The following is a 13,242-nucleotide window of genomic DNA, read 5'->3' as shown; positions in this document are numbered from 1 at the left end:
CTCGGCGCGCATTAGCTCTGATCGCGAAGAGCGAAGGAGCGGGCGATGACCGGGATCGAGACCGTGGAGGCGATGGAGCGGGCCGTGGGCCTGGGCGATTGGGATCTGGCGGCGGAGTATCTGGCGCCGGATCTGGTCTATCGCTGTGCGGGACTGCCGGCGCGGCAGGGGGTGCAGGGGCTGCGGGACCATATGGCGGCGCAGGGCAAACTGGTCCGGTGGGAGGGGCATGAGACGCATCTGGCCTGGGAGAAGGACGGGATCGTGGTGATCGAGGTGACGTCGTTCTTTCACCGGCAGGAGGACGGGGCGCGGATTTCCGTGCCCTGCACGGATATATATCGCTTCGATGAAAAGGGCCGCATCGCCGATTGGGGCGTCTATGCGGATATCTCGGTTTTCCGGGCCGATGCGCGGCAGGATGTCCTGAGCTAGGGCCAATCGGCCCGCGGGAGGCTTGTCAAAGGCGGCGCGGCGCGGTTTCATTGCGGCTGGCCGCCTTCTACGCCGCATCGAGGGCGGGCCTTAAGGCAGCGATCGGTAAGGCGGCGGGTTTGCACCATGGAGGTATCGTTCCGGCTGAACGGGGAGGCCGTGCGGGTCGATGTCGGGCCGACGGTGACGCTGTTGGACTGGCTGCGCGAAGTGCGTGGGCTGACCGGGACCAAGGAGGGCTGCAACGAAGGCGATTGCGGCGCCTGTTCGGTGATGGTTGTGCGGGACGGTGACGCCCTGGCGCTGAACGCCTGCATTCTGTTCATGGGGCAGCTGGAGGGGTGCTCGGTGCGGACGGTCGAGGGGATCGCGGGGCCGGCCGGAGAGATGCATCCGGTGCAGGAGGCGATGGTCGCCCATCACGGGTCGCAATGCGGGTTCTGCACGCCGGGCTTCGTGGTGACGATGGCGGTGGCGCATCTGAACGGACGGCGGGATCATGCGGATCAGATCGCGGGGAACCTGTGCCGATGCACGGGATATGCGCCGATCCTGCGGGCGGCGGCGGCGTGTGAGGACAGGGAGGTTCCTGCGTGGCTGGCCGGGGAAGTCCGCGCGGAGCGCGCGGACGCCCCTGCGGGGAGCGGGGCGCGGCAGTCGAGTGGGTCGCTTGAAACCGAGGGGGCGGGGACGGTTCGCGTAAAGGCGGTCTCCGACCCTTCGGACCTGAAACGCTCCACCGGAGCGTTACCGAGACGGTCCTCAGCCTCCGGCGGGAGTATTTTGGGCCAGATGAAGGTGCCGGGGATTGGCGGGCGGGCGGGGTTTCGGCCTGGCTCGGCTGATGAGCTGGCGGCGTGGTATCTGGCGCATCCGGAGGCTGTGCTGATCGCCGGGGCGACGGATGTGGGGCTTTGGGTGACGAAGGGGCTGCGCGATCTGGGAGAGGTCGCGTTTCTGGGAGGCTGTTCGGATCTGCGGGGGATCGCGGTTGGAGAGGAGCGGGTTCGCGTCGGGGCGATGGCCTCGGTCGAGGAACTGCGGGAAGTGGTCGCTGAGTTGCATCCGTCATTCGCGGAGATGTTGCGGCGGTATGGGTCGGTGCAGGTGCGGAATGCGGCGACGGTGGGCGGGAATATCGCCAATGGCTCGCCGATCGGGGATTCGCCTCCGGCGCTGATCGCTTTGGGAGCCCTCTTGCATCTACGGAAGGGGGAGGACCGGCGGGAGATGCCGCTGGAGGACTTCTTTCTGGAGTATGGCAAGCAGGATCTGGCGCCGGGGGAGTTCGTCGAGGCGGTCTCGTTTGCTCGGCAGGCAGATCGGCTGCGCTGTTACAAGCTGTCGAAGCGGTTCGATCAGGATATCTCGGCCGTGTGCGGCTGCTTGTCTGTGACGGTCGAGGACGGGGTGATCGGGGCGGCGCGGGTGGCGTTTGGCGGGATGGCGGGGGTGCCGAAGCGGGCGGGCGCGGTCGAGGCGGCTTTGGTGGCGGCGCCTTGGGCGCGGGAGACGTTCGCGACGGCGTCCGGGTTGTTGGGTGAGGACTTCTCGCCTTTGTCGGATATGCGCGCCTCTGCCGCCTATCGGCTGGCGGCAGCGGAGGGGATGGTGCGGCGGTATTTCGAGGATCTGGAGGGCGGCAATGTTTCGGTCCTCGGGATGGCGGCGGAATGAAGGACGACGTGCGCCGCGACGTGGTAGGCCGCGCCCTGCCCCACGACAGTGCCGCCCTGCATGTGAGCGGACGGGCGCGGTATGTGGACGACCTGCCGGCGCCGCCCGGGTGCCTGTCGCTGGCCTTCGGGCTGAGCGAGGTCGCGCGGGGGCGTATCGTCGCCATGGATCTTGAGGCGGTGCGCGCGGCGCCGGGGGTCGTGACGGTGTTGACGGCGGAGGATCTGCCCTTCGCCAATGACGTCTCGCCGTCGGTGCATGATGAGCCGCTGCTGGCGGAGGGGGAGGTGTTTTATGCGGGCCAGCCCCTGTTCGTCGTGGCGGCGGAGAGCCATCTGGCGGCGCGGGCGGCTTTGCGGTTGGCTTTGGTTGAATATGAGCAGTTGGAGCCGATCCTGACGGTGGATGACGCGCTGGCGGCCGGGAGCCGGTTCGAGGACGGGCCGCGGATCTATGCCAAGGGCGATGTGGAAGGGGCTCTGGTCGGGGCAGCGCATGTCGTCGAAGGGGTGCTGGAGGTCGGGGGGCAGGAGCACTTTTACCTCGAGGGGCAGGCGGCTTTGGCCTTGCCGCAGGAGGACGGGATGATCGTCCATTCCTCGACCCAGCATCCGACGGAGATCCAGCACAAGGTGGCGGAGGCCCTGGGGCTGTCGATGGCCGATATCCGCGTCGAGGTGCGGCGGATGGGCGGTGGGTTCGGCGGCAAGGAGAGCCAGGGGAATGCCCTGGCCGTCGCCTGTGCTGTCGTGGCGCGGGCGACAGGGCGGCCGGTGCGGATGCGCTATGACCGGGACGACGATTTCGTCGTGACGGGCAAGCGGCATGATCTGCGGATCGCGTATCGGGCGGGGGTCGATGGGGACGGGCGGATCCTGGGGGTGGATTTCACGCATTATGTGCGCTGCGGGTGGTCTCAGGATCTGTCCTTGCCGGTGGCAGACCGGGCGATGCTGCATGCGGATAATGCGTATCTGTTGCCGGCGGCGCGGATTACGTCGCACCGGTTGAAGACCAATACCCAATCGGCGACGGCGTTCCGGGGGTTCGGGGGACCCCAGGGCATGGTCGGGATCGAGCGGGTGATGGATCATGCGGCGCATGTGCTGGGGGTGGACCCGGTGGAGCTACGGCGGCGGAATTACTATGCGGAGCGGACAGAGGGGGGCGCTGCCCCCCGCGCTGACGCGCCCCCCCGGAGTATTTCCGGCCAGATGAAGGAGGTACGGGTCGCGCCGGAGGGCGATGTCGCGTCGCGCGGGGCGGTCGGGTCGGTGCCGTCGGATCGGGGCGGGATGCGGCTGGGAGAGGATGCGCTGCCGCTGAGCGATGCGCGGCCGCGGCGGGACGCGGCCGCGGAAGAGACGGCGCTTTCCGGGATGACCGGACATGTCGCGGGAACACGGCGGGGGAACACGACGCCCTATGGGATGGAGGTGACCGATTTCGAGCTGGGGGCGATGACGGCGCGGCTGCTGGAGACGTCGGGCTATGAGGCGCGGCGGACGGCGGTGCGGGCGTGGAATGCCGGGAACGAGATCTTGAAGAAGGGGATCGCGTTTTCGCCGGTGAAGTTCGGGATCTCGTTCACGCTGACCCATCTCAATCAGGCGGGGGCGCTGGTGCACGTTTATCAGGACGGGACGATCGCCATGAACCATGGCGGGACCGAGATGGGACAGGGGCTGTTCCGGAAGGTCGCGCAGGTGGCGGCGTCGCGCTTCGGGGTCGATCCGGACGTCGTGCGGATCACGGCGACGGATACCGCGAAGGTGCCCAATACCTCGGCCACGGCGGCCTCGAGCGGGTCGGATCTGAACGGGATGGCCGTCAAGGCCGCCTGCGACACGATCCGGGAGCGGATGGCGGAATGTCTGGGGCAGCTCTATCAGGCGCGGCCTGCGGATGTGGTTTTTGCCGAAGGACGAGTGCGGGTCGGGACGGAAGAGATGAGCTTCGCCGATGCCGCCAAGATCGTCTACGAGAACCGGGTGAGCCTGAGTGCGACCGGGTTCTACCGGACGCCCAAGGTCAAATGGGACCGGATCAAGGGCGAGGGACGGCCGTTCTTCTACTTCGCCCATGGCTGCGCGGTGAGCGAGGTTGTGATCGACACGCTGACCGGCGAGAACCGGATTCTGCGGACGGATATCCTGCACGATTGCGGGGAATCGCTGAACCCGGCGCTCGATATCGGGCAGATCGAAGGGGGCTTCGTCCAGGGCGCCGGATGGCTGACCATAGAGGAGCTGGTCTGGGACGACGACGGGCGGCTGAGGACGCACGCGCCGTCGACCTATAAAATCCCCTGCGCCTCGGACACGCCAGACGTGTTCAACGTGGCGCTTTGGGACGGGTCGAACCGGGAGGAGACGATCTATCGCTCCAAGGCTGTGGGGGAGCCGCCGTTCATGCTGGGGATCTCGGTTTGGCTCGCTTTGAGCGACGCGGTGGCGGCCTGCGGGGAGGGCTATCCGATGCTGGATGCGCCCGCGACGCCGGAGCGGGTGCTAATGGCCGTGCGGAGGGTGCGCGATGAGCTTTGATCTGGACGGGCTGAAGCGGGCGGTGGCTTTGCATGGAACGGTCGCGCGGGTGGTCGTGGCCGAAACCCGAGGCTCGGTGCCGCGGGAGGTGGGCGCGGCGATGCTGGTCTGGGCGGACGGGCAGAGTGGGACGATCGGCGGCGGGGCGCTGGAATTCGAGGCGGCGCGGGCGGCGCGGGACGGCGCGATGAGAGCCGTGCGGCACCCGTTGGGGCCGGCCTTGGGGCAGTGCTGCGGCGGGGCGGTGACGTTGGTGACGGAGGTGTGGGATGCGTCCTCGGTCGAGGCCTTGGCGGGGCCGGTTGTCGCGCGGGATATCGAGGGGCGCGGAGAGACCCTGGCGGTACGGCGGGCGCGGGGGCACGGGGTTGCCACCTTCGTAGATGGCTGGATGATCGAGCCGGTTCTGGCGCCGGAGCGGGAAATGTGGATCTGGGGCGCGGGACATGTGGGGCGGGCCTTGGTGGAGGTGCTGGCCCCCCTGCCCTGTCTGCGGATCGTTTGGGTGGATACCGATTTGAAACGGTTTCCGGAGACGGTGCCGGAAGGCGTGACGGTGCTGGCCGCGGCGCGGCCGGAGGTGTTGGTCGCGCGGGCGCCGGAGGCGGCGGGGCATCTGGTTCTGACGTACTCCCACGCCTTGGATCTGGAATTGTGTCACCGGCTGCTGGCGCGGGGCTTTGCGCGATGCGGGTTGATCGGGTCGGCGACGAAGTGGGCTCGGTTTCGGTCCCGTCTGGGGGCCTTGGGGCATGGGCCAGAGGAGGTGGCGCGGATCGACTGCCCGATCGGGGATCCGGCGCTGGGCAAACATCCGCAGGCGATTGCGATCGGGGTCGCGCGGGAGATGCTGGCGGCGCCCCTGGCGCTGGCCGGGGAGAAATGGGCGTGACGTTGTTCCGGGCGAGCGGCCTGTCGAAGGCCTATGGCGCGGTGCAGGCCAACAAGGACGTCTCGTTCGATGTGGCGGCGGGCGAAGTGCATGCCTTGCTGGGTGAGAACGGCGCGGGCAAGTCGACGCTGGTGAAGATGATCTACGGGCTGGTCGCGCCGGATGCGGGACGGATGGAGATGGCGGGGGCGGAGTATGCGCCCGGCGATCCGAACGCGGCGCGGGATGCGGGCGTGGCGATGGTGTTCCAGCATTTCTCGCTCTTCGATGCGCTGAGCGTGGCGGAAAACATCGCTTTGGGGATGGCCGATCCGCCTGCCCAGAAGGCGTTGTCGGCGCGGATCCGGGAGGTGAGCACTGAGTATGGCCTGCCGCTGGATCCGGCCCGCGCGGTGGGCGATCTGTCGGCGGGGGAGCGGCAGCGGGTGGAAATCGTGCGCTGCCTGCTGCAGGCGCCGCGGCTGTTCATCATGGACGAGCCGACGAGCGTGCTGACGCCGCAGGAGGTGGAGATCCTGTTCGCGACGCTGCGCCAGATCAGCGCGGAAGGGACGGCGATCCTGTATATCTCGCACAAGCTGGAGGAGATCCGGACGCTGTGCGACCGGGCGACGATCCTGCGGGGCGGCGAGGTCGTGGCGCGCTGCGATCCGCGGGAGAAGACGGCGCGGGAGCTGGCGGAGCTGATGGTCGGCGGGCTGCTGGAGCGGCCCGAGCGCGAGGCGCGGCCGGTGGGCGACGTGGTGCTGCGGCTGGATGGGCTGTCGGCGCCGTCGCGCAATGCGTTCGGGACGGCCTTGAAGGACATCTCGGTCGAGGTGCGCGCCGGTGAGGTGCTGGGCATCGGCGGGGTCGCCGGGAACGGGCAGGACGAGTTGCTGGCGGTGCTGTCCGGAGAGGCGCGGGTCGGGCCGGGGATGGTTCGGTTCGGCGACCGGGGGGTCGGGGCGCTGGGGCCGGAGGCGCGCCGGGCACTGGGCCTGTGCTGTGCGCCGGAGGAGCGGCTGGGCCACGCGGCGGCGCCGGGGATGAGCCTGACGGAGAATGCCGCCCTGTCTGGGATGACGCGGAAGGGGCTGGCCCGCAGCGGGTTCGTGCGCTGGCGGGCGGCGAAGGGGTTCGCTGAGGAGGTGATTGGGGCGTTCGATGTGCGGACTGCGGGCGCCGAGGCGGCGGCGGGATCGCTGTCGGGCGGGAACCTGCAGAAATTCGTGATCGGGCGCGAGGTGCTGCAGCGCCCGGCCGTTCTGGTCGTCAATCAGCCGACCTGGGGGGTCGATGCGAAGGCGGCTTCGCAGATCCGGCAGGCGCTGCTGGATCTGGCGGCGGAGGGGGCGGCGGTCGTGGTGATCAGCCAGGATCTGGACGAGCTGGTCGAGGTGTCGGATCGCTTCGCGGCCTTGAACGAAGGGCGGCTGAGTGCGCCGCTTGGGACGGCGGATCTGACGGTGGATCAGATCGGCCTCATGCTGGGCGGGGCCCATGATATGAGTGCCGCGCATGTGGCAGAGTGAGGATTTGAGTATTTATGGCCAGATGAAGCGGGGGGCTGCTCCGGCGCGCGGGGCGTTAAGGTTAATGGGTGTTAACGTTAACCGGTGGTTAATGGGTGGGGTGGGCCGGGTTTCCGGAGAGGCGGCGGATTGTCTTCCTCGGACGGGAGGGGCCTGCGCTCGTCTGGCCGATCGCGTTGCGGCGCGTTGGGAGTGGTGCGCGCAGGCGTGGCTTGTCCGGCGTGTCCCGGCTCGTCCGGAATGGTGTTTGTTCTCTCGTCCGGATCGGCGCGTTTCGGCGGATCGGGGCCGGTATGGAGCGGATCGGTTTATGGTCAGTGGAGGAACAGTACGCAGGGTGTCCCCGCGCAACACGTCTGCGGGGTGGTCCTTTTGGGACTGGTCACTGGTGACGGCCATTGGTTGGTCTGAGAAAGATGTCCGCGGCGCGGGTCACGTGACCGAGAGCGCCCTCTTCGAGACTGATGTCCGGACCGACTTGCGATCAGCGGGACGGCATCGGGTCCGGGTTGGAGCCACATCGAGGTCGCGGCGGCGAAAAGATCGAGGCGGGCCTGTGCTTGGTCTGTCCGGCCGGGACCACGGCGAAGCTGTGCATCCTTCGAGGCCCGGCGCGGCATTTGCCCCTCTTCCCACGATCGGGCACGGGGGGCGGTCATGATCGCGCTGGAGCGGCGGGCGGCGCCGTCGGCCGTGATGGCCTGGGTGACGCCGCTGATCGCGGTTTTCGCGACTATGGTGGCGGGCGGGCTGCTCTTCGCGTTGCTGGGCAAGGATCCGGTGGCGGCGATCCGGGTGATCTTTTGGGAGCCGCTTTTCGGGGAATTCGCCTTCTATTACCGGCCGCAGCTTCTGGTGAAGGGCGCGCCGCTGATCCTGATCGCGATCGGGCTGGCCCTGGGGTTTCGCGCGGGGATCTGGAATATCGGAGCGGAAGGGCAATACATCCTTGGCGCGATCTGCGGGGCGGCGGTGGGGCTGGCACTTTACCCAGCCGAGACACGGTGGATCTTTCCGCTGATGGTGCTCTTCGGCGCGCTGGGCGGGTTCCTCTGGGCGATGATCCCAGCGCTGCTACGGGTCACGTTCGGGGCGAACGAGATCCTGGTGTCGCTGATGCTGGTCTATGTGGCCGAGCGGCTGTTGAGCGCGATGGCGCTCGGGGCGCTCAGGAACCCGGAGGGGATGGGTTTTCCGGGCTCGCGGAACCTGTCGCAATGGGAGGCGTCGGCCAATGCGGAGCTGATTGCGGGATCGGGGATGCACTGGGGCGTGGTCGCGGCGCTGATCGCGGTGATCTTCGCCTATGTGCTGCTGGAGAAGCATGTGCTGGGCTTTCATATCCGACTGACGGGTGAGGCGCCGAAGGCGGCGCGGTTCGCCGGCGTCGTGCCGGGGCGGCTCATTGTGATCTGTCTGGGGATCTCGGGGGCTCTGGCGGGTCTCGCCGGGCTTTTCGAGGTGACGGGGCCGGCGGGGCAGATCACCATTGATTTCAACACGGGCTACGGGTTCACGGCGATCATCGTGGCCTTCCTGGGCCGCTTGCATCCGGTGGGGATCCTGTTCGCGGGGCTTCTGATGGCGCTGACCTATATCGGCGGCGAGATCGCGCAGTCGCAGCTGGGGCTGCCGGGGGCGGCGATTTCGATGTTCCAGGGGATGCTGTTGTTCTTCCTGCTGGCGGTCGACGTGCTGACGCGGTTCCGGCTGCGGATCGGGCGGCGGGAGCCGGTGCAGGCGCTGCGGACGGAGGCGGCGGAATGAGACACGTTGGGACGATCTTGGGGTCTTTGATAAGCGTCTTCGTCGGGGTCTTGTTTGGAGCCCTGTCGACCACCGCCATGAACGGTACTGAGACAACAGCATGGGTTTTCGGCATTGTTCTTGGTGCGGTTCTGGTCGCAGGTGCGCTTTGGCTATGGCTTCTTTGGTATGCCGCCAATCGTCAGGAGGATCTGGAGCTAAGAGCAAGAGCGAGCTCGAGGCTGCAGACAGATAAACGCAGCTGGTTTTTCCTCCTCCTTGGCTTCCTTCTTGGTCTCTCTCTGTCGCTGCTCGGTTTTATCGGATCTCAGGTGGGAACGCCCTGATGGACCTGTCGTCGATCAATCCCGTCTTGCTGGTCGCCTCGCTGATCGTGGCGGCGACGCCTTTGCTGTTCGCGGCGCTGGGGGAGCTGATCGTCGAGCGGGCGGGGGTGCTGAACCTTGGCGTCGAGGGGATGATGATCACCGGCGCGATCTGCGGGTTCATCGTGGGCGTGGAGAGCGGCAATCCGTATCTGGGGTTTCTGGGCGCGGCTTTGGGCGGGGCGCTGTTGAGCCTGATTTTCGGGGTGCTGACGCAGTACCTTCTGAGCAATCAGGTGGCGACGGGGCTGGCGCTGACGCTGTTCGGGTTGGGGCTGTCGGCGCTCCTTGGGCAAGGCTATCAGGGCGTGAAGGGGCCGACACCGGCCCGGCTGGACCTGCCGGTTCTGAGCGATCTGCCGGTGGTCGGGCGGATCGTGTTTTCTCAGGATCTGATCGTCTATGCGGGGCTCGCGCTGACCGTGGCGGTCGCGTGGTTCCTGAATCGCAGCCGGGGCGGGATGATCCTGCGGGCGGTGGGCGAGAACCACGATGCGGCGCACGCACTGGGCTACAAGGTGATCCGGATCCGGCTGATGGCGATCGCCTTCGGCGGGGCCTGCGCGGGGATCGGCGGGGCCTATATCAGCCTTGTCCGGGTGCCGCAGTGGACGGAAGGGATGACTGCGGGTGCGGGGTGGATTGCGCTGGCGATCGTCGTCTTCGCCTCGTGGAAGCCCTGGCGCGCGCTGATCGGTGCCTGGCTCTTTGGCGGGGTGACGGTGCTACAGCTGAATTTGCAGGCGGCGGGCGTCGCGATCCCGGTCGAGTACCTGTCGATGTCGCCCTATCTTGTCACCATTCTGGTGCTCGTCCTAATGTCCTCGGGCCGCGCCCCGGCGTCTTTGGGGCGCATCTTTCACAAGACCGGCTGAGGGAATGCCGGGGCCACCAACAGGGGAAATGAGAATGAAACGCAGGACACTACTTGGCGCCGCCGCGGCGCTCGGGCTCGCCAGCATGGCGTTTGCCCAGGACGATCCAACCAAGGTCGGCTTCGTCTATGTGGGGCCGGTCGGCGATGGCGGCTGGACCTATGAGCACGATCAGGGGCGGTTGGCCGTCGAGGCGCATTTCGGCGATGCGGTCGAGACGGTGTTCGTCGAAAGCGTGCCCGAAGGCGCGGATGCGGAGCGGGTGATGACGCAGATGGCGCTGGACGGCGCGGACCTGATCTTTACCACCTCGTTCGGCTATATGGATGCGACGATCGCCGTGGCCGAGCGGTTCCCGGACGTGAAGTTCGAGCATGCGACGGGCTTCAAGCGGGCCGAGAACGTGTCGACATATTCGGCGCGGTTCTATGAAGGGCGTGCGATCCAGGGGCATATCGCGGGGAACATGACCGAGTCGAACATCATCGGCTATATCGGCTCGTACCCGATCCCCGAGGTGATCCGGGGGATCAACGCCTCCTACCTGCACGCCAAGGCGGTGAACCCAGATGTCGAGTACCGGATCATCTGGGTCTACACCTGGTTCGACCCCGCGCAGGAGGCCGAGGCGGCGCGGACGCTGATCGACCAGGGCGCGGACGTGATCCTGCAGCATACGGACTCGACTGCACCTCTGGCGGCGGCCGAGGAAGCGGGCGGTGTGATCGGCTTTGGGCAGGCGTCTGACATGAGTGAGTTTGCGCCTTCGCCGCGTGTATCGTCGATCATCGATGACTGGGCGCCCTATTACATCGACCGCGTTCAGGCGGTGATCGACGGGACCTGGGAGAGCGAGGATACCTGGGACGGCATCGCGCCCGGCATGGTCAAGATCGGCGAGATCACCGATGCGGTGCCCGAGGAGCTACGGGCCGAGGCGTTGGACATGAAGGCACGGATCGAGGCGGGCGAGTACCATCCGTTCACCGGGCCGATCAATCGTCAGGACGGGTCGGTCTGGCTGGCCGAGGGCGAGACGGCGTCTGACGAGGACCTGCTGGGCATGAACTTTTATGTCGAGGGGCTTGAAGGCGAGATCCCGCAGTAAGGGGTGGTTCTTGACGGTAAGGCCCTTCCCTGGCGGGAGGGCCTTTTTCTTTGCGCCGGGCTGTGGGACGGTCGCGCCATGATGGGATTGACGACACGTTCGGGCGCGCCGGTTTCGCGCTTTGCCTATGGGGCGATGCAGTGGGGCGGGCGGGCGTCCGAGGATGATGCGGCGGCGATGTACCGGGCCTGCCGGGCGGCCGGGATCAGCCATTTCGATACGGCCCATGCCTATACGGACGGGGCGTCCGAGCGGATGCTGGGCGCGCTTGTCGGGCCGGAGCGGGACGCGGTGTTCGTGGCGACGAAGGTCGCCTATGAAGGCGGGTCGGGGCGCGGGAACATCCTTGGATCCTTCAGCGAGAGCCGGGAGCGCTTGGGGCTGGAGGTGGTCGATCTGCTCTACCTGCACCGGTGGGACGGGGATGCGCCGCTGGAAGAGACGTTTTCGACCCTGGCGGAGCTGCAGGAAGGCGGGTCGGTCCGGTATCTGGGGGTGTCGAACTTCGCCGCGTGGCAGGTGATGAAGGCGCAGGTGGTGGCAGAACGGTTCGGGACGCGGATCGATGCGATCCAGCCGATGATGAACCTGGTGAAGCGGCAGGTCGAGGTGGAGATCCTGCCGATGGCGGCCGATCAGGGGATCGCGGTCTTCCCCTATTCGCCGCTCGGCGGCGGCTTGCTGACCGGGAAGTATGCGGCGGGCGGCGCGGGGCGGTTGAGCGAGGATGACCGCTATGCGGCGCGCTATGGGCTGAGTTGGATGCGGGAGGCGGCGGACGGGCTGGCCAGGACCGCAAGCGAGGTCGGCGTGCCTGCGGCGACGCTGGCAGTGGCGTGGCTGGCACGGCACGCGCCGGAGGTGGGGCCGATCCTGTCGGCGCGGACTGCAGAGCAGCTGGAGCCGTCGCTGGCTGGGATGACCTTTGCCATGGACGATGCGCTGTACGAGCGGATCACGGCGCTGTCCCCTGCCCCGCCGCCTGCGACCGATCGGATCGAGGAAGCATGAGCCGGATCGTCGTGATCGGCGGGGGCATCGCGGGGCTGTCGGCGGCGGCGGCCTTGTCGGAGGACGCCGAGGTGACGTTGCTCGAAGGCGAGCGGGCGGTTGGCTATCACGCCTCGGGGCGGTCGGCCGCGATGTATTTCGACAGCTACGGGAACGAGACCGTCTGGGCCCTGAACCGCGGCAGCCGGGCGGGGCTGGAAGCCGCCGGTGTCCTGTCGCCGAGGGGCGTGTTGATGGTGGCGCCGATGGGTTTTGAGGGCTTCGAGGACGCGGCGCAGGGGATGGCCGAGATCGGCGTCGCCGAGGCGCAGGAGCGGGTGCCGATCCTGGGGCCTGCAGTGGCGCGGGCGGCGTGGATCGAAGAGGCGTTCGATATCGACACCGACCTTCTGTTGCAGGGCTTCGCCAAGGCGGTGCGGGCGGCGGGCGGGCGGGTCGTGACCGGGGCCAGCGTGACCAGCATCGTGCGGGACGGCGCGGTCTGGCGGGTCGAGACGGCGGAGGAGACCTTTGTCGCCGAGCGGCTGGTGAATGCGGCGGGGGCCTGGGCGGACGGGATTGCGGCGATGGCAGGGATCGCGCCCAAGGGGATTCAGCCTTATCGGCGATCGATGGCGCGGCTGCCCGCGCCTGGCGGGCATGACGTGACCGGGTGGCCGTTCCTGCTGGATGCGGGCGAGACTTGGTATGCCAAGCCGGATGCGGGGAAATGGCTGGTCTCCCCCGCAGACGAGGACCCGGTGGAGGCGCAGGACGCCTGGGCGGACGACATGGTGCTGGCCGAGGGGCTGGCGCGATACGAGGCGATGGTCACAGCACCTGTGACGCGGGTCGAGGGCTCTTGGGCGGGGCTGCGGAGTTTCGCGCCGGACCGCACGCCGGTGCTGGGGCCGGACCCGGCGGAGCCGTCCTTCATCTGGTGCGCCGGTCAGGGCGGATATGGGTTTCAGACGTCGTTTGCCGCGGCACGGCTGGTCGCCGATCTAGTGTTCAGGCGCGCGCCTACACTTGCCGAAGAGGCTGTGAACGCTTTGTCGCCCGGGCGGTTCTAG

General features: G+C 67.8%; 11 protein-coding genes. All 11 read left to right on the top strand.

Annotated features, from left to right (window positions below):
• The first annotated feature begins 45 nt into the window (after window positions 1–45).
• The 11 genes from AADZ90_RS05785 (at window position 46) to AADZ90_RS05735 (ending at window position 13,242) form a co-directional block, all read left to right on the top strand.
• On the top strand, window positions 46–435 hold the full coding sequence (locus tag AADZ90_RS05785; protein WP_367308692.1) for a nuclear transport factor 2 family protein: 390 nt from the start codon (window positions 46–48) through the stop codon (window positions 433–435).
• A 126-nt stretch (window positions 436–561) separates the two neighbouring features.
• Window positions 562–2,112, top strand: a complete 1,551-nt coding sequence (gene xdhA / locus AADZ90_RS05780; protein WP_367308693.1) for a xanthine dehydrogenase small subunit — start codon at window positions 562–564, stop codon at window positions 2,110–2,112.
• Window positions 2,109–4,658 (top strand): xanthine dehydrogenase molybdopterin binding subunit, encoded by a 2,550-nt coding sequence (locus AADZ90_RS05775; protein ID WP_367308694.1) that lies wholly within the window; start codon window positions 2,109–2,111, stop codon window positions 4,656–4,658. Before xdhA ends, AADZ90_RS05775 begins: the two co-directional genes overlap by 4 nt.
• A complete protein-coding gene (xdhC, locus tag AADZ90_RS05770) occupies window positions 4,648–5,550 on the top strand; it encodes a xanthine dehydrogenase accessory protein XdhC (RefSeq protein ID WP_367308695.1) in 903 nt (300 codons plus the stop codon). Before AADZ90_RS05775 ends, xdhC begins: the two co-directional genes overlap by 11 nt.
• Window positions 5,541–7,064 carry an ABC transporter ATP-binding protein gene (locus AADZ90_RS05765; protein WP_367308696.1) on the top strand — a complete coding sequence of 508 codons (1,524 nt, stop codon included), beginning with the start codon at window positions 5,541–5,543 and terminating at the stop codon, window positions 7,062–7,064. The genes xdhC and AADZ90_RS05765 overlap by 10 nt, the downstream gene beginning before the upstream one ends.
• A 657-nt stretch (window positions 7,065–7,721) precedes the next feature.
• Window positions 7,722–8,831 carry an ABC transporter permease gene (locus tag AADZ90_RS05760; RefSeq protein WP_367308697.1) on the top strand — a complete coding sequence of 370 codons (1,110 nt, stop codon included), beginning with the start codon at window positions 7,722–7,724 and terminating at the stop codon, window positions 8,829–8,831.
• Window positions 8,828–9,157 carry a hypothetical protein gene (locus AADZ90_RS05755; protein WP_367308698.1) on the top strand — a complete coding sequence of 110 codons (330 nt, stop codon included), beginning with the start codon at window positions 8,828–8,830 and terminating at the stop codon, window positions 9,155–9,157. Before AADZ90_RS05760 ends, AADZ90_RS05755 begins: the two co-directional genes overlap by 4 nt.
• The gene (locus tag AADZ90_RS05750; protein ID WP_367308699.1) at window positions 9,157–10,071 is read left to right on the top strand and encodes an ABC transporter permease; all 915 of its coding nucleotides are present in this window, start codon (window positions 9,157–9,159) and stop codon (window positions 10,069–10,071) included. Before AADZ90_RS05755 ends, AADZ90_RS05750 begins: the two co-directional genes overlap by 1 nt.
• Before the next feature lie 34 nt (window positions 10,072–10,105).
• Window positions 10,106–11,179: a BMP family ABC transporter substrate-binding protein gene (locus AADZ90_RS05745; RefSeq protein ID WP_367308700.1), complete on the top strand. Its 1,074-nt coding sequence runs from the start codon at window positions 10,106–10,108 to the stop codon at window positions 11,177–11,179.
• Window positions 11,180–11,257: 78 nt separating this feature from the next.
• Entirely contained in the window at window positions 11,258–12,190 is a 933-nt protein-coding gene (locus AADZ90_RS05740; RefSeq protein ID WP_367308701.1) for an aldo/keto reductase, read from the top strand.
• Window positions 12,187–13,242 carry an NAD(P)/FAD-dependent oxidoreductase gene (locus AADZ90_RS05735; protein ID WP_367308702.1) on the top strand — a complete coding sequence of 352 codons (1,056 nt, stop codon included), beginning with the start codon at window positions 12,187–12,189 and terminating at the stop codon, window positions 13,240–13,242. Before AADZ90_RS05740 ends, AADZ90_RS05735 begins: the two co-directional genes overlap by 4 nt.

Origin of the sequence: Aestuariibius violaceus, assembly GCF_040779325.2 — a bacterium.
In the GTDB taxonomy this organism is placed as follows: domain Bacteria; phylum Pseudomonadota; class Alphaproteobacteria; order Rhodobacterales; family Rhodobacteraceae; genus Aestuariibius; species Aestuariibius violaceus.
The sequence above is the reverse complement of the archived record's forward strand: the minus strand, read 5'-3'. Positions and strand labels throughout refer to the sequence as shown.

Bases quoted from the DNA above. Each gene is read 5' to 3' on its own strand.
- AADZ90_RS05785 (WP_367308692.1), top strand. From the start codon at position 46: ATGACCGGGATCGAGACCGTGGAGGCGATGGAGCGGGCCGTGGGCCTG.
- xdhA (WP_367308693.1), top strand. From the start codon at position 562: ATGGAGGTATCGTTCCGGCTGAACGGGGAGGCCGTGCGGGTCGATGTC.
- AADZ90_RS05775 (WP_367308694.1), top strand. From the start codon at position 2,109: ATGAAGGACGACGTGCGCCGCGACGTGGTAGGCCGCGCCCTGCCCCAC.
- xdhC (WP_367308695.1), top strand. From the start codon at position 4,648: ATGAGCTTTGATCTGGACGGGCTGAAGCGGGCGGTGGCTTTGCATGGA.
- AADZ90_RS05765 (WP_367308696.1), top strand. From the start codon at position 5,541: ATGGGCGTGACGTTGTTCCGGGCGAGCGGCCTGTCGAAGGCCTATGGC.
- AADZ90_RS05760 (WP_367308697.1), top strand. From the start codon at position 7,722: ATGATCGCGCTGGAGCGGCGGGCGGCGCCGTCGGCCGTGATGGCCTGG.
- AADZ90_RS05755 (WP_367308698.1), top strand. From the start codon at position 8,828: ATGAGACACGTTGGGACGATCTTGGGGTCTTTGATAAGCGTCTTCGTC.
- AADZ90_RS05750 (WP_367308699.1), top strand. From the start codon at position 9,157: ATGGACCTGTCGTCGATCAATCCCGTCTTGCTGGTCGCCTCGCTGATC.
- AADZ90_RS05745 (WP_367308700.1), top strand. From the start codon at position 10,106: ATGAAACGCAGGACACTACTTGGCGCCGCCGCGGCGCTCGGGCTCGCC.
- AADZ90_RS05740 (WP_367308701.1), top strand. From the start codon at position 11,258: ATGATGGGATTGACGACACGTTCGGGCGCGCCGGTTTCGCGCTTTGCC.
- AADZ90_RS05735 (WP_367308702.1), top strand. From the start codon at position 12,187: ATGAGCCGGATCGTCGTGATCGGCGGGGGCATCGCGGGGCTGTCGGCG.